Genomic DNA, 20,321 nt, shown 5'->3' on the forward strand with positions numbered 1-20,321 from the left:
GGAGGTCTTCCCGCCGGGGCTCAGGACACCGGCGGGAAGACCTCCTCACTCCGCGGGCTGATGGACGTGGAACTCAGCCGACGGAGGGGCCCATCCCGAGGGACTGCGGCGTGCTGGCGTCCGGCGAGGGCTGGTGCAGGCCCTCGTCCAGCGGCCCGAACTCGGTCATCAGGGCACGACTGCCGCCCCACGGGGTCTGTTCCTCGGCGATCAGCGAGTTGGTCGTCAACAGCAGGCCCGCCACCGAAGCCCCGTTCTGCACGGCCGAGCGGCACACCCGCAGCGGGTCGACCACACCGAGGTCGATCATGTCCCCGAAGCGGTCGTGCAGGGCGTCGAAGCCCTCGTCGTCGCCCAGTTCCCGGGTCCGCGCGACGATCTCGTGGGCCGGGTGGCCCGCGTTGTGCGCGATCAGGAACGCCGGTTCGGCCAGGGCACGCCGCACGATTTCGACGCCGATCGCCTGGTCGCCTTCCAGCCCCAGTCCTTCCAGGGCCTTCTCGGCGTGCAGCAGCGCGGCTCCCCCGCCGGCCACGATGCCCTCGGCCATCGCCGCCCGGGTGGCCGACAGTGCGTCCTCGACCCGGTGCTGCAGCTCCTTCAGCTCGGCCGGGGTGGCCGCGCCGACCCGCACCACCGCCACCTTGCCGGTCAAGGCGCCGATCCGCTCGGTCAGCACGTCCTCGTCGACGCCGAACTGCGCCCGCTCCAGCTCCGCACGCAGCTGCCCGACCCGGAAGTCCACCGCCTCCGAAGAACCCGCGCCGCCGACGATCGTGGTGCGGTTCTCGGTGACCCGGACCTGCTTGGCCCGGCCGAGGTGGTCCAGGGTCATCGTCTCCATCGTGAAGCCGGACTGCCGCGAGAGCACCGCGCCGCCGACGATGGCCGCGAGGTCCTCCAGCTTGTGCAGCCGCCGGTCGCCGAAGCCGGGCGCCCGCACGGCGACCGACTGGAAGGTGCCGTTCATGTGGTTGTGCACCAGCATGGACAGCGCCGTTCCCTCGACCGTCTCGCCGATCACCACCAACGGCCGGGGCGCCCGCATCACCTTGTCCAGCAACGGCATCAGCTGCTGCACCTTGGTGATCTTCTCCGCGCACATCAGGATGTACGGGTCGTCGAGCACCGCCTCCAGCCGTCCCGGGTCGGTGACCAGGTACGGCGAAAGGTAGCCGTTGTCGAACTCGAACCCTTCGACGAACTCGACGCTCATCCCGATCGACGGCGACTCCTCGACCGTCACCACTCCGCTGTCGCCGACGGTGTGCAAGGCCTTGGCTATGACCGCGCCGACGGCGTCGTCGTCGTTGGCCGAGATGGCCGCCACCCGCGCGTAGTCCTGTTCGGACACGACCGGGTGGGCCTGCTTCTCCAAGTGTGCCACCAAAAGCCCGACGGCGTGGTCGATCCCGCGCTTGACGAGTACCGGGTTTCCGCCCGCCGAGATGGCCCGCATACCTTCGCGGACGATCGCCTGGGCGAGCACGGTGGCCGTGGTGGTGCCGTCGCCGACGACGTCGTTGGTCTTGATCGCCGCTTCCTTGACCAGCTGCGCGCCCATGTTCTCGAACTGGTTCTTCAGGTGGATCTCGCGCGCGATGGTGACGCCGTCGTTGGTGACCACCGGCGAGCCGGTGATCTTCTCGATGATCACGTTGCGGCCCTTCGGGCCGAGGGTGGACTTGACCGCTTCGGCCAGCTTGTCGACGCCCGCCAGCAGCAGGTCGCGGGCGTCCGGGCCGAACCGCAGTTCCTTCGCCATGTGCGGTGCTCCTAGGGGGTGAGGATGGCCCGGCCGCGCACGCGCCCGGCGTCGAGGTCGGCCAGCGCGTCGAGCGCCGCGTCCAGGGGGTACTTCTTGGTGTGGAGGGTGACCTTTCCGGCCTGGGCCAGGACCATCAGCTCGGCCAGGTCGTTGTAGGTGCCGACGAGGTTGCCGATGACGTTGCGCTCGGTGGAGATGATGTCGATCGTCGGGATCTCGATGTTGGAGCCGTAGCCGATGACGAAGTGCGACCCGGCGCGCCGGGTCATCGCGAAGGCGTCCTGCTGGGCGCCCTGCTCGGCGACGAAGTCGAGGACGACCTCGGCGCCGTTGCCGCCGGTCAGATCGAGCACCGCTTCGACCTGCTTGCCGTCGGCCAGCACCGTTTCGTCGGCGCCCAAGGTCGAGGCCAGCTCCAGCGCGTCGGCGTTGCGGTCGACCACGATCACGCGGGCGGCCGTCAACGCGCGAAGCGACTGGATGCCGATGTGCCCGAGGCCGCCGGCGCCGTTGACGACGCAGGTGGTGCCCGGGTACAGGTGCGGGACGGCCTTGCGCACCGCGTGGTAGGCGGTGATTCCGGCGTCGGCCAGCGCGGCGACGTCGGAAGGCTCCGTCGACGGGTCGAGCTTGATGCACGCCCGCGCCGAGGTCAGCAGGTACTCCGCCATCCCGCCGTCGGTGTTGATCCCCGGGAAGCTCCCGTTCGGGCAGTGCATGTCGTCGCCCGCGCGGCAGGCGTGGCACAGCCCGCACGTCGGCGTCGGGTGCAGGATGACCGTGTCCCCGACCTCGACGTTCGTCACCGCCGGGCCGACCTCGTGCACCCAGCCCGCGTTCTCGTGACCGATCGTGTACGGCAGCTCGACGCCGGACTTCTCGGCCCACTGCTCCTCGATGATGTGCAGGTCGGTGCGGCAGACGCCGGCGCCGCCGATCTTGACCACGACGTCGAAGGGCCCGGTGGCGCGCGGTTCCGGGACGTCTTCGATCACCGGGTGCTGGTGGTACTTCTGCAGCCGCACGGCCTTCATCCCGTGCCCTCCTCTTCACTGGTCAGGGCGTACCGCGCGCGCAGCATGCCGCGGCAGACGCCCGAGTTGGCCTCCATGCTCGTGCGGGTCAGCCGCGCGAAGGCGAGGTGCCGCTTCGCGTCGGCCGCGGACACTGCTCGCCCGGTCGCCGGGTCGAGCAGCAGCGGGTCGCCGTCCTCGGCGGGCAGGCCGAGTTCGCGGCGGCGGGCCCGCAGCCGGTCGAGGTCGGGGCTCGGCGGGACGTCGCCGAGGGTCAGCGATCGCGGGTCTCGGCCCAGTGACCGGCAGACGCGGTCCGTGCCGGCCAGGACGGCCTTGCGGACGAAGTCGTACCGCAGCGTGTCGAGTTCGTCGGCGGCCTCGCCCTCGAACGACGCCACGAACCCCTGTCGCGCCGCCACCCCGCGGTTGATGACGTCGGACGCGAAGTGGTCGTCGAGGCGGATGTCGAGCCCGGTCAGGCCCGGCACGCCGGCCACCGCGTCGTAGGCGTCCGCCACCATCAGGAACGCGAAGTTGGGCGCGCAGAAGTACGTCGGCAGCCGCAGCCGGACGACGGCGTGGCCCGCGTCGCTCACCTCGCAGCGGGCCACGAACCCGAGGTCGGTGAGGGGTTCGTCCAGTTCGGGATCCCGGACGGTGCCCAGCGCCGCCCACACGGCGGCGCGGGCCCCGGTCACCACGGCGGTCATGAGTTCGGCACGCCGACGGGCTCGACGTTCTTCGGGTCCGCGAGCTTCAGCTCCTCGGGGACGTCGATGTCGTACAGCCGGGCGGCGTTCAGCCCGAGGATCTTCTTCTTCTGGTCGACGGTCAGCGGCGGGAAGTCCGACAGCTCGTCGTCGCCGGGCATGTTCCAGTCGACGAAGCCCTCGACCTGCCACTTCGGTTCCCAGATGGCGTAGTCCGCGCCGAAGATCAGCTTATCCTCGCCCAGCCAGAACATCAGCTCGCCCATGACCTTGGCGAAGAACTTCGGGCGGGCGTGCATCAGGCCGCCGACGACGACGGCGAGCCCCGCGTAGACGTTCCGCTCCTGGGTGGCCATGAAGCAGAAGTCCTCGATGCGCGGCAGGCCGACGTGCTCGACGATGAAGTTGAGGCCCTGGAAGTTCGTCGCCGCGTAGTCCACATCGGACACGTCGAAGGCGTCCTTGTCGAGGGGCCAGATCGTCGGTCCCTTGTGGATGTGGACGTTCTTGACGCCGAGTTCCTCGCACTTCTCGAGGTAGCGAGCCGCCGCGGGGTCCTTCAGGCTCCAGCCGCGGGAGTCACCCCGCCACTCGGCCGTGTAGAGCTTGACGCCCTTGCAGTCGTACCGCTTGACGCGTTCCTCGAAAGCCTTCATGCCCTCGTCGCCCTCACGTGGGTCGAAGGTCGTGTTGACGAGGAACTTGCCCGGGTGCTTCTCGGCCAGTGCCGCGTCGGCCTCGGTCGTGTTGAACCCGTTCTTGTACCACTGGCGCAGGTTCGTCGGCTGGAAGATGGCCGTGTCGACGTGCCCGACTTCGAACAGGTCGTGCATCATCAGCTCTTCGGAGTACTTCTGGAACCGGTCGATCGGCCAGTGCGTCTCCTTCGGGCCGAGCCCCTGGTAGGCGTGGAAGCACTCGATCCAGCCCTTGGCGTATTCCTCCTGGCCCTCCACCCAGTTCTCCGGGCTCGCGTCCCAGAAGTGGGTGTGGCCGTCCACCACGAAGTATTTTTCGCCGTCTTTTTCGTACATGGTTGATCCTCCTGAGCGGGATCGAGTGCTCTGTTTTGCCGGGGCTTCGCCCCGGGCCGGGGGCTCCGCCACCCGGAGCCCCCTGAAGACCGGTTACTTGATCGGCTTGAGGTCGAAGTCGAGGTACTCGGCCGCGTCCTCGGGGTTGGCGAACATGATCGTGCGGTCGTCTTCGTGGATCATCCGCCCGTAGTGGGTGGACATGCTCTCCTCGAACTCGGCCGCGTTGAACCAGCCTTCTTCTTCGCCGGCGGCCTCGTCGACCTCGGCGTAGACCAGGTCCGTCCGGCCCCGGGCGTCGACGCGGATCATCGACGGCAGCGGGGTCACGCTCACGTTCTCCTTGGCGGACATGACTTCCGCGATGATCGCGCCGACCTGGTTGTTCATCAGGGTGAACCCGCACATGTTCGACGCGGTGTTGTCGGCCTTGAAGGGGCTTTCCGCGGTTTTGAAGACAGTCACTGGCCCAGCTCCTCGGGTGCCTTGAGGCCCAATTCGGACAGGATTCCGGCGAACCGGCTCTTCACGCGGTCGAGACCGTCCTCGAACCGGATCGGCTTGGCGTCGGGCTGCGACCACAGCGGCTGCAGCGTGCGGGCGGCGGAGATGCAGCGCGGCACCCAGTCCTCGAGCCACTTCTGCAGCAGTGCCTTGTTGTGGTCGGCGAACTCCTTGTCGTTGATCAGCAGGTGGTACAGCGGCTTCGTGTAGCGGAGGTCGCGTTCGGAGAAGTCGAACTCCTCGGCGCCGATCAGCGTCGGCGTCACGAAGTCGCCGTTGGCCGGCGCGGCCTGCTGGACCAGGTTGCTGCGGAACAGCTCGCCGACCAGGGGCTCGAAGACGACGTTCGCGGCGAAGACCGCCTCGCCCCAGTCCCAGATCCCGGTCAGCTGCTCGGCGGTCTCCCGCACGCCCTGCCAGGCCGGGTCCTCGTTCCAGGTGGCCAGGTGGGCCGTGCCGTCGAAGCCTTCGATCTCCTCGGTGAGCGTCAGGTTGTACAGCGCCAGGTCCTGCGCCGCGCGGATGCGGTGCATGCTGTTCACCGAGATCGCGTTGTTGTGCATGTTCGTCGGCGCGCGGCGGTTGGCGTTGGCGAACAGGTACAGGCCGAGGCCGTGGTCGACGTGCATCCACGCGCCGACGTGCTTGGCGACGAAGTCGACCCAGTTGCGGTTCCACTGCTCGAACGCCTTGGCCCGGCGGGCGGCGTCAACGTTCTGGTTGAGCTGGCGGACGACGTTCGCGTTGTAGCGGTAGAGGGTGAGCTCCCATTCCTCGTTGGGGTCGCGGAACTCGTGCCAGCCGAGGGCGGGCCAGTCGTAGCCCTTGCCGCCGGACCCGGGGCTGCGTTCGGGCACCGGGCGGTCCGAACCCCACGCCTTCAGCGCCGTCCATTCCAGCGGGTACCCGGCCTTGCCGTCGGCGAAGGCGTACAGCCAGCCTTGGGACAGGTAGTGCCGCGGGTCGGGCTGGACCTCGACGGTGACGTCCTCGTAGTGGCTCTGCTTGCGCTTGGCGGCGGTGAAGTAGTTGAACCGCCGGGCGTCGGAGTCGGGGAAGACCTTCGCGCCCGCTTCGGCGTCGGTGAACGTCGGCTTCGGTACGCTGCGTTCCTGGGTGGCTGTCATGGGTTTCCTTACCCTTCGCCCGTGGTGGTGAACTTGTCGTAGAAGACGCGCTTGCCGTCGACGCCGAGCGCGGGCAGCAGCTCCAGGGCCGCCTCGACCATCGGCGGCGGCCCGCAGACGTACGCGTCGGCACCGGTAAGGTCGAGCCCGGCCCGGCGCAGGACGTCGGTGACGAACCCGGTTTCACCGGTCCAGTCGTCGTCACCCGGCTCGGAAAGCGCGGGGACGTACCGGAAACCGGGCAGCTTCCCTTCCAGCTCCCGCAGTTCCGCCTCGAAGCAGAGGTCGCGCCGGCGGCGGGCGCCGTAGTAGAAGGTCGCCCTCCGGTCTAAGCCGCGCTCGGCCATCGACCGCAGCAGCGACAGGATCGGCGCCATCCCGGCCCCGCCGCCGACGAAGACCAGGTCCGCGCCGGGGTTGTCCCGGAGGGTGAACACCCCGAACGGGCCGGTCACCCGGAGCCGGTCGCCGACCGCGACTTCGGCGGCCAGGAACCGGGAGAACAACCCGTCGGGGTAGATCTTGACGACGAACTCCAGGAACCCGTCGCGCGCCGAGGTGTTGGCCATCGAGAACGACCGCGTCTCCTCGGTGCCCGGGACCGCGAAGTCGAGGTACTGCCCGGGGAAGAACTTGAGGTCGCCGTCCAGCCGCACCACCAGGTGCCGCAGGTCGTGGGTGACGGGGTCGTTGGCGACGACCTCGACGTCGGCCTCCTGGATCGGCAGCCCGGACTGGATCATCTCCTCGTCGTAGTTGAGCAGCTCGATCGTCAGGTCTTCGTAGGCGTGGGCCCGGCACAGCAGCGTGAAGCCTTCCTCCTTCTCGTAGTCGGGGAGCGCGAAGGTCGAGTACCGGTCGTGTTCGACGTCGTCGCCGTCGAGGAGGAACGACTTGCAGGCCGCGCACTGTCCTTCCTTGCAGCCGTGCATGAGCATGACGCCCTGCTCGGCGGCGGCGCGCAGGATCGTCTGGTCCTCGGCGACGTCGATCTCGATCCCGACCGGCTCGAACCGGACGCGGTGCTTTTCGGTCATGCCGGACCCCGCCCGTCAGGCCTGCGGCGCCGGGCGCCCGGCCGGGCCCTGGCGGTTGTAGTCGGCCACGAACGCGGCGCGCTGCTCGTCGGTCATCTGGTTGAGCAGCACGTTCGGCGACTGCACCTCGGGCATCCGGCGCAGGTGGTCGAGCGTCCACATCTTCTTCGGGTCGAGGTTCAGGTGCGGCTGCGCGACCATGGTCTTGCCGTCGTCGCGGACGAAGCCCATGTCGGAGACGACGTCGGCCCAGTTCCAGCCGTGGTAGAGCGTCTCCCACTCGCGGGCGCCGACGAGCTGGCCCATGTTCGGGGTGTTGCGGCCCTGGTAGGTGGGCCGGAACGCCTCGGTGTCGGTCCAGCGGCAGGTCTCCGAGCAGTAGGTGCGCCACTGGCCGTCGACCTTGTCGGTGACCATGTCCTCGCGGATGAGGCACGGCACCATGCAGGTCCAGCACCGGTGCGGGTACACGTAGTCGACGTTCTCGGCGACGATCGGGTGGTGCCCGTTCGGCGTCGAGAGGCGGTTGTAGTTCTCCCACCACTTGCCGTACTTGTCGTACCAGCCCGGGTACTTGTACTCGAACCACTCGAAGTCCTCGTCGGTCATCGGGTCGATGCGCCAGTAGTTGGCGAGCCACCCGGTGGCGAAGAACTGCGCGACTTCGTGGACGTAGCCCTTGTTCCAGATCCGGTTCCACGCCTCTTCGATGAGGTCGTGCGGGATGACCAGGCCGTACTTCTCCAGCGGGACCAGGTAGGAGCGGTAGTAGTCGTCGTAGATCCAGCGGCGCCACATTTCCGCGTAGCTTTCGCGGTCCTTGCGGCGGTCCTTGGTGCCGTACTCGATGAACGTGCCGATCGCGGCGTCGACGACGGCGTGGTTGTTCCACCACGCGTACCGCAGGTCGCGTTCGAGCAGCTGGTGGTTGCTTTCGTCGGACAACGCCATCAGCAGCGTCGCGTAGCCGTTGCTGATGTGGCGGGATTCGTCGGACTGGACCGAGTGGAACACCGTGGGCAGCAGGTAGTCGCCGTTCGCGGCGGCCTCGGCCGGCATGGCGACGAACAGCGTGTTCGTGAACGCGGTTTCGGCGACGATGGTGAGGTAGATGCTCGCCGCGGTGATGGCGTCACCGGTGATGAAGCCTTCGGCGAACTGGCGGCCGATGGTGCCGCAGTAGTCGTTCTGGAAGTTCCGGAGGCTCGAGTTGAAGCCCGCCGGGTCGATGTAGTTCTGCATGTACAGGCGCTTGAGGTTCTGCTGGATCGTCGAGTGCCGGACCTCGTCGATCATCTGGATCGCCTGGCCGTTGTGCAGTTCCGGGTTGGGCACCGTGCGGAACAGCAGCGGCATCGCCCGCGCGGCCGAGATCTCCGGCAGCGGGATGATCGACAGGAACAGCTTCTGCCACTCCAGCCAGCGTTCCTGGACCTGGCGGAACATGTTGCCGCGGATCGCGCCGTCCTCGGCGCCGTAGACCCGGTGGTCCTTTTCCTCCTGCATCGGGAAGTACGAGCGGAGGACCTGCTTCAACGGGTCCTTCTTCTTGGCCTTTTGGAAGGTGTAGTCGGTGCCGTAGTGCGAGACCGGGGTGTGGTACGCCGGTTCCCACGACAGTTCCTGGATCTTCTGGTGGGCTTTCGCCACACTCTGGCGACTCATGGATCACTCCTTTTCGTGGCTCGCCGGCCCGGGGCGTCCCTGCGTTGACCATTAGGCGGGCCCACGCGGCGGACGCGGGTCTCAATCTGAGACAGAACCGCTGCTCAGGGCGTTTCGCCGAGCATCCGGGCGCGCAGCGCGGCGAGTTCGTCGTGGATTCCGGCCTGCACCCGCGCGTCGCCTTCGACGGTCGGGACGATCCCGAAGGCACGCAGCAGGGCGGCGGCGGGTTCGCCCGGATGGCCGTCCGCGCCGAGCGCGGGATGCAACCCCTGCTCGGCCAGGTGCGCGAAGACCAGGTTCACGATCGTCCACGGGTTGTACGTCTCGGCGGCCATGGCTCCATCGCACCGCTGCCGCGACGCCGGGAACGTCTCAATTTGAGACACCGGCACGGGCAGCGCACGCTTACGCTGGACGGGCGGCACAACGGGTGTGCCCGCACCCACGTGGGCCGCGGGGAAACGGGAGGTCACGTGGACGAGACGGCGCCCGGCACCTTGCTCGCCGACGGCGAGCTGGCCCGCACCCGGGTGCGCTTCCTGACCGCCGAACCGGTGCCGGACGGCGCGGTCCGGCAGACGATCCTCGCCTCGTGGCGGCGTTCCCGGGAGTTCCGCGTCGAAGCCGACCGGATCGACCCGCTCTACCTCGGCGACCAGCACCCCGACAGCCCGCTGGTCCGCGGCGCCGAGCCGGTGCTGCACAAGCTCGGCGAGCAGTTCGAGGGCCAGCCGATCAGCCTCATCCTCACCGACGCGAGCGGCGTCGTGCTCACCCAGCGGACCGGTGACGCCGACCTGGCCCGCCACCTCGAGCGCGTCGAGCTGGTGCCCGGGTTCAGCTACGGCGAGCAGTCCGTCGGGACGAACGGCATCGGCACCGCGCTGGAGGACGGCCGCCCGACGACGGTGTTCGGCCACGAGCACTACGCCGAGCACCTGGAGAACCTGGCGTGCGCGGGCGTGCCGATCCACCACCCGATCTCGGGCAAGAAGGTCGGCGCGGTCGACCTCACCTGCTGGTACAAGGACGCGGGCGGCCTGCTCGTCGCGCTGGCCCGCTCGACGGCCGAGCAGATCCGCCAGGCCCTGCTGCGGCACAGCGACCTGCGCGAGATGATCCTCTTCCAGGCCTACCTGCAGACCTGCCGCCGCTGGACCGGAATCGTGCTGGCGTTCAACGAAGACATCGTGATGATGAACGACCGCGCGCGGCAGTTGCTCGACCCGGCCGACCAGTCGGTGCTGCTCGGCCACGCCACCGAAGCGCTGGCCGAGGGACGGCGGACGCCGGCGACCCTGGCCCTGTCCAGCGGCCTGCGGGTCCGCGTCTTCTGCCGCCGCGTCCCGGGGCAGCGGGCGACCGACACCGCGGGCGGCGTCCTGTCGGTGAAACTCATCGAAGCGGACGAGACGCTCACCGCGGCGACGCCGATGGTTCCCCTGTACCTGCCGGGTGTCGTCGGTTCGGCGCCGCTGTGGCTGCGCTGCGGCCACGACCTCGACACCGGCCACCAGCGCGGCGAGTGGGTCGCCCTGGAGGGCGAGCCGGGCACCGGCAAGCTGACCCTGGCCAAGGGCCTGCACCAGCGGCACCACCCGGCGGCCCGGCTGCTGACCGTCGACGCGGCGCTCGCCCCCGACTGGGCGGACGTCCTGCGCGAACACGCCGAAGCCCCGATCCGCACGCTGGTCGTCCGCCACGCCGACCGGCTGGCGGCGCCGGCGGCGAACGCGCTGGCCGCGGTGCTGCGCGAACTGCGGGAGCGGCCCGGCGCGCCGTGGGTGGTCCTCACGCTCGTGCCCGAGGCCGAAACCGAGCCGGCGCTGGCCGAGCTGCTCAAGGCGTTCCCGCGGACGGTGCGGGTGCCACCGCTGCGCCACCACGTCGAGGACCTGGCGGAGCTGGTCCCGCTGGTGCTGAGCAAGCTCGGCTACGGCGGGCGGCTGACCTGCTCGGCGGCGGCGCTGCACCTGCTGATGCGGGCGGAGTGGCCGGGCAACACCGGCCAGCTCCACCAGGTGCTGCGCACGGTGGCCCAGCGCCGCCGCGCGGGCACCATCCACCCGGGCGACCTCCCGGCGGAGTTCCACGCGGTGACGCGGCGGCCGCTCAACCGCTTCGAGTCGATCGAGCGGGACGCCATCGTCCGGTGCCTCGAAGACGCGGACGGCAACAAGGTCCGTGCGGCGAAGCTGCTCGGCATCTCCCGGGCGACGATCTACCGCAAGATCCACGAGTACGGCATCGTGCCCCCGGCCCGGTAGCCGGCCGTCACTTCGCCGGCGGGTTCACCGCCGCCGCGACGTCGGCGATCGTCGCCGCATCGACCAGCCCGGTGTCCTCCAGGACCGTCATGTGGTCGAGGACGGTCTGGTTCGCCTGCGTCGCGTGCCGCCGGATGACGTCGTTCTGCGTGCCGGCACGGACTTCGGCGATGGTCGCGAAGATCTTGCCGTGCGACGCGCGGAGCAGGTTCGCGAACAGCTTGTCGAACTCCAGGCCCTGGGCGTTGGTCAGCTGGCGGACCCAGCCCTGCTGCTCGGGCGTGGCCTGGTCCGGGAGGGTCACGCCGAGGATCTTCGCGTCCTCGCGGACGAGCTGGTCGAGGTGCGAGTGCCCGTCCAGCAGGTGCAGCCCGGCCCGCTTCACGGCCTCGCTGCTGGCGTGGGTCTGCGCGAGGTCGCCCGCCGGGATCTCCCAGAGCCCGGCCTGGCGGACCTTGACCAGGAACGTCTTGTCGAGCTCGGTGACCGGGCCGGCACCCGCCACGTCGTTCGTGGCCGCGGCCTGGGCGGCGGACCCCGGCCGCATACCGGCCATGTTGTGCGCCGGAACCTGCGCCTGCGTCGAGCCGGGCGTGGTCTGGGCGCTGGCGTTCAGCACCATGACCGAGCCGACACCGACCACGGCGAGCGTGGCCACGACGACCAGCGCGGTCCGGGCCTTGGCGCGGCCCGTCATGCCACGGTGATCCGGCATGATTCCTCCTTCTGACGACAGTTCGGTACCCGGAACACGGACGCCGTCACGCGGAGGTTCAGCGAAATCCTTATAGATTCCTTACGTGCCAATGGATTCAGTGCAACGGGCAGCCTTCGGCCACGAAAAAGGAAGCAGCGGCCGACCCGGCCAGACACCGCCGGCGAGCGCCGGGGATGTCCATCTTGACCGATGCTCTTGTGGTTGGCAAGTATTGCGGCATGCAACCCCTCGAAAACGCGGCCCCGGGCGCCGACCCGGACGTGGCCGCCCTCGACGGCCTCACCGTGGTCCTGGTCGGGATCGCGTGGGAATGCGCGCACGCGGCCCCGCCCGAGGTGTCCTTCCCGCAGACGCGGCTGCTGCTCGTCCTGGACCGTCTCGGCCGGGTCCCGAGCTCGCAGCTGGCGGCGGCGATGGGCGTCAACGCGTCGTCGGTGACGCGGCTGGCGGATCGTCTCGAAGCCCTCGGTTATGTGGCTCGCGGCCGCAGCCCCGGCAACCGCAGCGTCGTGACGCTGGAGGTGACCGAGACCGGCCACGAGATCGTGGCGCGGATGCTCGACCGGCGGCACGCCGCGCTGGGTGCGCTGCTGGACAAGCTGCCGCCGTCGCAGCGGGAGGCCGCGGGCGAGGCGGCCCGGCAGCTGGTGCACGCGGCCGCCACGCTCCCGGCGCTCGGCCCGGCGGCGCTGTGAGTGCCATCCTGGACGGCATGCCGACCCGGTGGACGTGCCCGCGCTGCGACCGCGAGTTCGCGCGCGCCCGCCAGGGGCACACGTGCGTCCCCGGCTGCACGGTCGAGGAGACGTTCGCCGGCAAGGCGCCGTGGCAGCGTGAGGTCTACGACGCCGTCGTCGGGCACCTGCGCACCCTCGGCGACGTCCACGAAGACGCCGTCAAGGTCGGGGTGTTCCTCAAGCGGGACCGGAAGCTGGCCGAGCTGCGCCCGCGGTCACGCGACGTCCTGGTGTACCTGTGGCTGCCGCGGCCGATCCGAACGGCCCGCATCGCCCCGGCGAGCTGGACGAGCGGGCCGCGCGTCGGGCACAAGCTGAGCCTGCGCGCCGTGTCCGATGTGGACGAAGAAGTCCGGGGCTGGCTGACGATCGCGTTCGAGATGTCCTGAGCGCGGGTGGTCGTGTCAGGCGGTGGGTCCCGTCCAGCCTTCGGGCACGTGGCCGATGCGGACCCGCTGCGGGTGGTCGCCCACCGGCACCGAGACGAGCTTCTGACCGGTCGCGAAGTCGATGGCGGTGACCTGGTCGGCACCGGCCTCCGAAATCACGCAGGCCTTGCCGTCGCCGCTCACCGTCGCCCAGTACGGCTTCGCCGCGGGCACCAGCGGTCCCGGCTGCAGGGACGTGCGGTCGACGACCGTGGCGTAGTCGTCCATGGTCCCGGCGACGCAGAGCTTGGTCCCCGCCGGGTTCATCGACAGGCCGTGGTGGCGTGAGTCGTTGACGAAGGTCTTGCGGTCGTCGCTGGTGGCCGGGTTCTTCGGCAGCTCCTTGACCCGCGTGATCTTGTCGGTCGCGACGTCGTACTCGACGAAACCGTTGAAGAACGACACCTGGAAGTACAGCTTCGACTCGTCCGGGGTGAACGCGACCGGCCGCACGGCGTCGGAGAGGTCGCTGCGCCCGAAGGCGTCGAGCCGCTGCCGCATGTCGATCACCTTGACCTGGCGGAAGGTCGCGGCGTCGACGACGGTGATGTGCCGGTCCCCCTTGGTGAAGTCCCAGCCGGGGTCGTCGAGGTCGGTGTTGACCTCGCCGATCGACATGTTCCACAGGGAGCGGCCGCCGTCGGTGAAGACGTTCTCGTGCGGCTTGTCCCCGGTCGCGAAGGAACCGACTTGCTGCCCGGTGACGATGTCCAGCACGTGCACGGTGTTGGACGTCGACGCGGAGACGGCGACGCGGCGGCCGTCCGGTGAGACTGCCATGTGGTCGGAGCGGAAGCCCGACACCGGGAAGCGCCAGTTGATCCGGCCGGTGGCGAGGCTGATCGAGACGACGTCGGCGAAGCTCGGCCGCGACGCGACCACCGACGTGCCGTCCGGCGTGGTGTACATGTCGTCGACGAACTGGTCGTGCCCTTCGCCGGGGCCGTTGCGGATGCCGAGGAAGAACGCCAGCTTGACCGGGTTCAGGTAGATCTCCGCCAGCCGCTGGTCCTTGTCCGGGATGATGTTCACCCGCCCGATGCGGGCGAAGGAGCCCCGGGACTGGATGACGTCCGCCGTGCCTTCCCAGTTGTTGCCGACGAACATCACCTCCCGCAGGGCCGCCGGGGCGCCGCTCGCCGGCACCGCGACGGCGGTCGCCACCAGGGCGGAGGCGGAGACCAGGTACGCCAGGCGCGAGAGGTAGGACCGCCGTCGGCGGCTGTTCGGGGAAATGGGCACGGGAAAACACCCTTTCGACGCTGAAGAGGTGTGGTGACCTCGCGAAAGGCCGTCGAACGGCTTTCGCGGGGAACGGGGTTACTGTCCGGTATTGTCACGATAACCGGCCACCGGAGCCGCTCCGGTAGGGCCGCTCGCCCAACATCGCGCGTGCGGTGTTGTGGCTCTGCCACAACGGGTCCGGGAGGTGCCGTGCCGGCGTCGCCGCTGATCAGGCAGGTGCTCGACGCGATGGCGGCGGACGAGGCCCTGCTCGACGACCTGGTCAAGGCCGCGCGGAGCCAGTCGCCGGAGGTCGCCCGGCTGCCCGAGGCGGAGAACCGGCGGCACGTCCAGTTCCTGCTTTCCGCGGCGCTGCGGGCCGCGACCAATCCGGACAACGCCGACTACACCACGGCCGAGGCGCTGGGCGCCGACCGCGCCGCGCAGGGTGTCCCGCTCGCCGACCTGCTGAGCGGTGTCCAGGCCGGCCGCACGCTCGCGGCCCGCTTCGCCGTCGAACGCGCCCGGGCCGTGGGCGTGCCAGACGACGTCATCCTCGAAACCGTCCTCGAAGCCGAGCGCTACACCGGCGCGCTGGAACGCCACGTCGTGAAGGGCTACCACGCCGCCGAGCTGCAGCTGTCGCGCACGGTGCGCGACGCGCGGACCCAGCTGCTGCGGACCCTGCTGCTCGCCGGGCACCCGCCCACGCCCGAAGAGCTGCGGCCGGCGGGCCTGCGTCCCGACGGGCGGTACTCCTGCGTGGTGTCCGACGTCAGCGACCCGGCGCGGGCCCGCACGCTCGAGCAGGCCCTGCTGGAGTTCGGCGGGGTGTACGGGCTGGTCGAGGGCAGGCTCACCGGGCTGGCGGCCCGCCCGCCCACCGGGGTCGCCCTCGACGGCGACGTCCTGCTCGTCGTCGCGCCGCCGGCCGCCCTGCCCGAGCTGCGCGAGGTGCACCGGCTCTGCACGGCGGCGTCGCGCCTGGCCGGGCGCGGCTACCACGACCTCACCGAGCTGGCGGGCGAGATCGCGCTGGGCGCGCAGCCGCTGCTCGGCGACCTCCTCGCGGCGGACCTGCTCGGCGAGCTCGATCCGGGCAACGCGTTCCACCGCGAGCTGGCCGCGACGGCACTGACCTACCTCGACCACGGGCGGCGCTTGCGCCCCACGGCCGACGCACTGCACCTGCACCCGAACACGGTCCGCTACCGCCTCGACCGGCTGATCGAGCTCACCCCGCTCCCGTTGGCGGAAAACAGCGGCGGCCGGGTGCTCGACTCCGTGCGGTCCTGGTGGGCACTGCACCACTGGCTCGGCGGCCGATAAGGTCATCCGCATGCCTGAACTCCGCCGTATGCCTGCGACCACCTCCAGCGGAGAATGCGTTTTCTGCGCGATCGGCACGGGCCAGGCGCCCGCGGCGTTGGTCCACGAGGACGACGAGTTCGTCGGCATCGTCGACCTGCGCCCGGTGACCACCGGCCACCTGCTGGTGCTCCCCCGGGCTCACCACGCGGACCTGGCATCGCTGCCCGCCGACGCGGGCGCGCGGATGTTCACGATCGCGCAGGAACTGGCGGCGGCGTTGCGGCGCACGGACCTGCGCTGCGAGGCGATCAACCTGTTCCTGGCCGACGGCAAGGCCGCGGGCCAGGAGATCCCCCACGTGCACCTGCACGTGATCCCCCGGTTCGCCGGCGACGGTTTCGTCATGGACGCCGACTGGCGGGTGCGGTCGCGAGAGGAGCTGACGGAGGTCGCGGCGAAGGTCCGGGCGGCGCGCTAGGCGGGCCGGGACACGCGGTAATCCGGCAGCTCCAAGGCGTTCGCCGCTTCGCGGATGGGGCGGGACATCTGCTCCAGGACGCGGTTGCGGCCCGGGAGGTACGGCATCAGCCGGATCATCCGGGTGTTGAACCACGCGAACGCCCGTGACTGCGGGATGATGCCGCGCAAAGCCGTCTTCGCCAGCGCCTGGTTCTTCTCGATGAACGGCCGCATCAAGGCTTCGTACCGCGCCAACGCCGTCGCGAAGTCATCCGAAGCCGCCAGCTCCCCCGCCAGGACGTAGGCGCCCGCCAGCGCCAGGCTCGTCCCCTGGCCCGAGGCCGGGGACGGGCAGTAGCCCGCGTCGCCGAGCAACGTCACCCGGCCCGCCGACAAGGTCTCCATGACGATCTGGCACACCGGATCGAAGTAGAAGTCGTCCGCTGCGCGCATCGCCTCGAGCAGTGCCGGGATTTCCCAGCCCAGGCCGGCGAACCGGTCCGCCACCAGGTCCTTCTGGCCGTCGACGTCCCGGCGGTCGTAGGGCAACGGGGGCGCGGAGAACCAGAACGCCGCCTTCGCGTCGTCCGCCCGCGCGGTGCTGTAGACGTTGACCATCTTGCCCGGGGCCGCGGAGTGCAGCAGTTCCCAGCGGTCCAGCTCGAAACTGTTCGGCACGGTCGAGATCGAGATGTAGGCGTCGAACCGGCGCAGGTAGTCCTCCTCCGGGCCGAAGGCCAGCGCGCGGACGCCGGAGTGCAGGCCGTCGGCGCCGACGACCAGGTCGAACCGGCGGGGCGCGCCGCGGGCGAACGTCACCTCGACGCCGTCGGGACGCTGGTCGAGCCCGGTGACCCAGTCGCCGAAGACGTACTCGGTGTGCTCGCGGGTGGCGTCGTAGAGGATCTTCGCGAGGTCGCCGCGCAGGATCTCGGTGTCGTCGCCGTGGCGGAAGCCGAACGTGTCCGCGTCGAGGGTGGCGACCTGCTTGCCGCGCTTGTTCACGAACGCCGCGCCGCGCATGTCGGTGCTCGCCGCCTGCACCTGCTCCAGCAGGCCCATCCGGCGGACGGCCTCGACCGCGACGCCGCGGATGTCGACCTTGTAGCCGCCTTCGCGCAGGCTCGGGGAGCGCTCGACGACGGTGGCGCGGATGCCGTGGTGGTGCAGCCACCAGGCGAGGGCGGGGCCGGCGATGCTGGCGCCGGAGATCAGGATGTTCTTCGTCATGCCCCGAAGCTTCGGGGCGGCCGCTGACCGCTCACGAACCGAGCGCGAACCGCCGCTGACCGGCCTCCTCGACGGCCTGCTCGGGCGGCGTCTTCCGGCCGCGGTCGAACGCCTCGGCGTAGGCCTCGCCGCCGATGCGCGCCCGGACGCGGTCCGCCACTCCGGCGACGTCGGCGTCCCCGGTGACCGGTGCGCCGCGCAGCCCGACCGCGACGCCGAGCAGGAACGCCGCCCGCTCGTCCTCCTCCCGCCCGGCGAGAACGCCGGCCAGTCCTTCGATCGCCTGGGCCGCGCCGGGCAGGTTCGCGTGTTCCAGTGCCGTGGCCAGGGCTTCCTGATGCAGCTCGGTCGCCTCGTCGAGGTTGCCTTCGGCGGCCGCGGTCCAGCCGAAGCCGGTGTGGACGCGGATCCGCGTCTCGCCGCCGGTCACCGGGTCGGCGGCCAGGGCGAGCGCCGAGGAGTACCAGCGCCGCGCGGCCGCCAGGTCGCCCGCGCGCCGCGCGATCTCCCCCAAGCCGCCGCGGGCCCGGGCGAGCATCACCGGCGTGCCCGCGGCGCGTGCCTGTTCGGCGGCGGCTTCGTAGTCGGCTTTCGCGGCATCGGCGTCCCCTTGCCGGAACACGCCGTCGGCGCGGCGGCACAGCAGGTCGGCGGCGTCTTCGGCCGCGCCGAGCTCGCCGGCCAGCCGCACGGACTCGTCCATCAGCTCGCGGAACAGCGCGTGGTCGCCGCGCCAGTCCGCGAACTCCGCGAGCTTCTCCAGCGCGCTCGCCTCGCCCCAGCGGTCGCCCAAGGCGCGGAAGGCGGCCAGTGACGCCGAAAAGTGCGCTTCGGCTTCGGCGATCCGGCCGCGGTACTGCGCGCCGAGGCCGTCGCCGATCCGCGCGAACGCCCGGGACCACGCGTCCGGGCCGATCAGCGCGGCGAGCCGTTCGCCGTCTTCGGCCTTGGTGCGGGCGGAAAACGCCCACAGCAGGAAGAGGTACGGGTAGCGCAGCGGCCCGTCGAGCCGCCGCAGGACCGGCTCGATCGCGACGTCGGTGTCCGAAGCCAGGATCGCGCAGAGGACGTATTCCTCGCCCAGTCCCGGCGGCGGCTCGGGCCCGATGGCGGCGAGCACGGTGTCCGCGATCGGCGTCGCCTCGCTGCGCAGGCCGCGCAGCCACCAGTACCACGACAGGGCCGCGATGAGCCGCAACGCCGTTTCGGGCTCTTCGGTGGCGCTCCAGCGCAGGGCCGCGTGCAGGTCGGCGTGTTCGGCGGTCAGCTCGGCCAGTGCCGTCAGCTGGTCCGCGCCGCGCAGCTTCGGCTCGTGGGCCGAGGCGAAGTCCAAAAAGTACTTCGCGTGCGCCGCGCGCCGGTCTTCGCCCTGCTCGGCGCAGAACGCGCGGATGGTCTCCAGCATCCGGTACCGGCCGCCGCCGAACTCGACGAGGGACTTCTCGACCAGGCCGGTCAGCACGGCTTCGGCGTCGGGGACGGCGCAGACGCGGTCGACGGCGGCCGGCCGCGCGCCGCCGGCGAACACCGCGAACCGGGCGGACAGGAGCTGCTCGTCCGCGTCCAGGAGGTCCCAGCTCCATTCGACGACGCCACGCAGGGTGCGGTGCCGCGGCTCGGCGGTCCGGTCGCCGCGCGAGAGGAGGCGGAACCGGTCGCCGAGCCGGGCGGCGACGTCGTCCGCGGACAGCGACCGCAGCCGGGCGGCGGCGAGCTCGATGGCCAGCGGGAGGCCGTCGAGGGCGGTGCAGATGCGGGTGACCGCGCCGGGGTCGGGTGCGTCGCCGGGGGCGACCGCCGCGGCCCGGTCGGTGAACAGCCGCGCGGCGGCGTCGGCGGGCAGGGCACCGACCGGCACCAGCGTCTCGCCGGTCAGGCCCAGTGCTTCGCGGCTGGTGGCCAGCACGCGCAGGCCGGCGCACTCGCCCAGCAGGCGACGCACCAGCCGCGCGGCCTCGGCGACGACGTGTTCGCAGTTGTCGAGGACGAGCAGCAGGGGCCGGTCGGCGAGCCCGGCGGCCAGGCGGTCGGCCGGGTCCGCCGCGGCGCCCGGCGTCAGCACGCCCTGTTCACGCAGGCCCAGCGCGGCGAGAACCGCGCGCGGGACGTCGGTGGTCGTGGCGAGTTCGACGAAACAGACCTCGCCCGCCGCCCGGGCCGCGGCTTCGACGGCGAGCCGGGTCTTGCCCGCGCCGCCCGGTCCGGTGAGCGTGACGAGCCGGGCGTCGCGGAGGACCGCAGTGAGCCGGTCGAGCTCGGCGCGCCCGACGAACCCGGTGAGCGGCACCGGCACCCCGCGGGCCGGGGCGGGAGCGGCTCGGAGGACCGCGGTGTGGGCGGCCGCGAGTTCCTCCGACGGGTCAGCACCGAGTTCGTCGGCCAGGCGTTCCCGGATCTCGGCGAACACGGAGAGGGCTTCGGCGGACCGGCCGCCGCCGTGCAGGGCCCGGATGAGCTGGGCGGTGAGGCGTTCGCGCAGCGGGTGCTCGCGGGCGAGTTCCCGCAGCTCGGCGACGAGCCGCTCGTGGTGGCCGAGCGCGAGCGCGGCTTCGACGCGGTCCTCGGTCGCGGCCAGGCGCAGTTCGGCCAGCCGGGCCGCACGCGGCGGGTCCGCGAGCCCGTCGAGCGCGGGACCCCGCCACAGCGCGAGTGCTTCGGTGAACAGCTCGAGTTTCGCCGCGAGGCCGGGGATCTCCCGTGCTCGCGCGGTGAGGTGTTCGAAGCGGTGGACGTCAACGTCCCGGGGGTCGACGGCCAGCCGGTACCCGGCGGGGGTGAATTCGACCAGGCCGTCGGGCGCGCCGCCGTCCCGCAGCCGCCGCCGGAGCCGCGAAACCTGGGACTGCAGGGCTTCGGCCGCGCCCTCGGGCGGATGCTCGCCGTGCAGGCCGTCGATCAGTCGCTCGGCGCTGACGACCCGCCCGGCGTCGAGGGCGAGCAAGGCGAGCAGCCCGCGCAGCTGCGGGCCGCCGAGGGCGACCGGGGTCCCGTCGGGACGGCGGGCTTCGACCGGCCCGAGGATGGCGAACTGCACGTCGCCGATTCTGGCCCACGCACCCCGGTCGTGAGCGGGAAACAGTGGG

At 71.0% G+C, this 20,321-nt stretch carries 18 protein-coding genes; 5 read left to right on the plus strand and 13 right to left on the minus strand.

Features of this window, described 5'->3' with window-relative positions:
- Positions 1-73 precede the first annotated feature (73 nt).
- The 9 genes from groL to CF165_RS44475 form a co-directional block, all read right to left on the minus strand.
- Positions 74-1,765 (minus strand): chaperonin GroEL, encoded by a 1,692-nt coding sequence (gene groL, locus CF165_RS44435; RefSeq protein WP_093953617.1) that lies wholly within the window; start codon positions 1,763-1,765, stop codon positions 74-76.
- Positions 1,766-1,776: 11 nt separating this feature from the next.
- Positions 1,777-2,802: an NAD(P)-dependent alcohol dehydrogenase gene (locus CF165_RS44440; protein WP_093953618.1), complete on the minus strand. Its 1,026-nt coding sequence runs from the start codon at positions 2,800-2,802 to the stop codon at positions 1,777-1,779.
- A complete protein-coding gene (locus tag CF165_RS44445) occupies positions 2,799-3,494 on the minus strand; it encodes an iron-sulfur cluster assembly protein (RefSeq protein ID WP_093953619.1) in 696 nt (231 codons plus the stop codon). The genes CF165_RS44440 and CF165_RS44445 overlap by 4 nt, the downstream gene beginning before the upstream one ends.
- Complete coding sequence (locus CF165_RS44450) at positions 3,491-4,528, minus strand: amidohydrolase family protein (protein WP_093953620.1); 1,038 nt, start codon at positions 4,526-4,528, stop codon at positions 3,491-3,493. The genes CF165_RS44445 and CF165_RS44450 overlap by 4 nt, the downstream gene beginning before the upstream one ends.
- 93 nt (positions 4,529-4,621) lie before the next feature.
- A complete protein-coding gene (gene mimD / locus CF165_RS44455) occupies positions 4,622-4,993 on the minus strand; it encodes a propane 2-monooxygenase effector subunit MimD (protein WP_093953621.1) in 372 nt (123 codons plus the stop codon).
- Positions 4,990-6,159: a ferritin family protein gene (locus tag CF165_RS44460; protein WP_093953622.1), complete on the minus strand. Its 1,170-nt coding sequence runs from the start codon at positions 6,157-6,159 to the stop codon at positions 4,990-4,992. The genes mimD and CF165_RS44460 overlap by 4 nt, the downstream gene beginning before the upstream one ends.
- Positions 6,160-6,167: 8 nt before the next feature.
- On the minus strand, positions 6,168-7,196 hold the full coding sequence (locus CF165_RS44465) for an NADH:ubiquinone reductase (Na(+)-transporting) subunit F (RefSeq protein WP_093953623.1): 1,029 nt from the start codon (positions 7,194-7,196) through the stop codon (positions 6,168-6,170).
- Between the two features lie 15 nt (positions 7,197-7,211).
- On the minus strand, positions 7,212-8,861 hold the full coding sequence (locus CF165_RS44470) for a ferritin family protein (RefSeq protein WP_093953624.1): 1,650 nt from the start codon (positions 8,859-8,861) through the stop codon (positions 7,212-7,214).
- 104 nt (positions 8,862-8,965) lie between these two features.
- Positions 8,966-9,199, minus strand: a complete 234-nt coding sequence (locus CF165_RS44475) for a hypothetical protein (RefSeq protein WP_093953625.1) — start codon at positions 9,197-9,199, stop codon at positions 8,966-8,968.
- A 138-nt stretch (positions 9,200-9,337) separates the two neighbouring features.
- On the opposite strand from CF165_RS44475, the gene CF165_RS44480 reads away from it, so the two are divergent.
- Entirely contained in the window at positions 9,338-11,131 is a 1,794-nt protein-coding gene (locus CF165_RS44480) for a sigma-54-dependent Fis family transcriptional regulator (protein ID WP_093953626.1), read from the plus strand.
- A 7-nt stretch (positions 11,132-11,138) separates the two neighbouring features.
- Here the strand turns inward: CF165_RS44480 and CF165_RS44485 are convergent, their stop codons facing one another.
- Positions 11,139-11,846: a DUF4142 domain-containing protein gene (locus CF165_RS44485; RefSeq protein WP_093953627.1), complete on the minus strand. Its 708-nt coding sequence runs from the start codon at positions 11,844-11,846 to the stop codon at positions 11,139-11,141.
- Positions 11,847-12,067: 221 nt separating this feature from the next.
- Here CF165_RS44485 and CF165_RS44490 point away from each other — a divergent pair, with 221 nt between their 5' ends.
- Both CF165_RS44490 and CF165_RS44495 read left to right on the plus strand, forming a co-directional pair.
- Positions 12,068-12,544 carry a MarR family winged helix-turn-helix transcriptional regulator gene (locus tag CF165_RS44490; RefSeq protein ID WP_093953628.1) on the plus strand — a complete coding sequence of 159 codons (477 nt, stop codon included), beginning with the start codon at positions 12,068-12,070 and terminating at the stop codon, positions 12,542-12,544.
- Positions 12,545-12,561: 17 nt separating this feature from the next.
- The gene (locus tag CF165_RS44495) at positions 12,562-12,975 is read left to right on the plus strand and encodes a DUF5655 domain-containing protein (protein WP_240522085.1); all 414 of its coding nucleotides are present in this window, start codon (positions 12,562-12,564) and stop codon (positions 12,973-12,975) included.
- 15 nt (positions 12,976-12,990) lie between these two features.
- Here the strand turns inward: CF165_RS44495 and CF165_RS44500 are convergent, their stop codons facing one another.
- Positions 12,991-14,256 (minus strand): YncE family protein, encoded by a 1,266-nt coding sequence (locus CF165_RS44500; RefSeq protein ID WP_205661167.1) that lies wholly within the window; start codon positions 14,254-14,256, stop codon positions 12,991-12,993.
- 192 nt (positions 14,257-14,448) lie between these two features.
- Between CF165_RS44500 and CF165_RS44505 the strand changes: the two genes are divergently transcribed.
- Entirely contained in the window at positions 14,449-15,567 is a 1,119-nt protein-coding gene (locus tag CF165_RS44505) for a helix-turn-helix domain-containing protein (RefSeq protein ID WP_093953630.1), read from the plus strand.
- Between the two features lie 28 nt (positions 15,568-15,595).
- Positions 15,596-16,027, plus strand: a complete 432-nt coding sequence (locus CF165_RS44510) for an HIT family protein (RefSeq protein ID WP_240522086.1) — start codon at positions 15,596-15,598, stop codon at positions 16,025-16,027.
- Here CF165_RS44510 and CF165_RS44515 read toward each other — a convergent pair.
- Positions 16,024-17,238, minus strand: coding sequence for an FAD-dependent monooxygenase (locus tag CF165_RS44515; protein WP_093953632.1), 1,215 nt, complete (start codon positions 17,236-17,238; stop codon positions 16,024-16,026). The two genes, CF165_RS44510 and CF165_RS44515, sit on opposite strands and share 4 nt — an antisense overlap.
- 31 nt (positions 17,239-17,269) lie before the next feature.
- Positions 17,270-20,272: an ATP-binding protein gene (locus CF165_RS44520; protein WP_093953633.1), complete on the minus strand. Its 3,003-nt coding sequence runs from the start codon at positions 20,270-20,272 to the stop codon at positions 17,270-17,272.
- Positions 20,273-20,321 lie beyond the last annotated feature (49 nt).

This window comes from Amycolatopsis vastitatis, assembly GCF_002234595.1.
Classification (GTDB): Bacteria; Actinomycetota; Actinomycetes; order Mycobacteriales; family Pseudonocardiaceae; genus Amycolatopsis; species Amycolatopsis vastitatis.

Coding starts and splice junctions, on each gene's coding strand:
- groL (WP_093953617.1), bottom strand. CDS start 1,765: ATGGCGAAGGAACTGCGGTTCGGCCCGGACGCCCGCGACCTGCTGCTG.
- CF165_RS44440 (WP_093953618.1), bottom strand. CDS start 2,802: ATGAAGGCCGTGCGGCTGCAGAAGTACCACCAGCACCCGGTGATCGAA.
- CF165_RS44445 (WP_093953619.1), bottom strand. CDS start 3,494: ATGACCGCCGTGGTGACCGGGGCCCGCGCCGCCGTGTGGGCGGCGCTG.
- CF165_RS44450 (WP_093953620.1), bottom strand. CDS start 4,528: ATGTACGAAAAAGACGGCGAAAAATACTTCGTGGTGGACGGCCACACC.
- CF165_RS44460 (WP_093953622.1), bottom strand. CDS start 6,159: ATGACAGCCACCCAGGAACGCAGCGTACCGAAGCCGACGTTCACCGAC.
- CF165_RS44465 (WP_093953623.1), bottom strand. CDS start 7,196: ATGACCGAAAAGCACCGCGTCCGGTTCGAGCCGGTCGGGATCGAGATC.
- CF165_RS44470 (WP_093953624.1), bottom strand. CDS start 8,861: ATGAGTCGCCAGAGTGTGGCGAAAGCCCACCAGAAGATCCAGGAACTG.
- CF165_RS44475 (WP_093953625.1), bottom strand. CDS start 9,199: ATGGCCGCCGAGACGTACAACCCGTGGACGATCGTGAACCTGGTCTTC.
- CF165_RS44485 (WP_093953627.1), bottom strand. CDS start 11,846: ATGCCGGATCACCGTGGCATGACGGGCCGCGCCAAGGCCCGGACCGCG.
- CF165_RS44490 (WP_093953628.1), top strand. CDS start 12,068: ATGCAACCCCTCGAAAACGCGGCCCCGGGCGCCGACCCGGACGTGGCC.
- CF165_RS44495 (WP_240522085.1), top strand. CDS start 12,562: ATGCCGACCCGGTGGACGTGCCCGCGCTGCGACCGCGAGTTCGCGCGC.
- CF165_RS44510 (WP_240522086.1), top strand. CDS start 15,596: ATGCCTGCGACCACCTCCAGCGGAGAATGCGTTTTCTGCGCGATCGGC.
- CF165_RS44515 (WP_093953632.1), bottom strand. CDS start 17,238: ATGACGAAGAACATCCTGATCTCCGGCGCCAGCATCGCCGGCCCCGCC.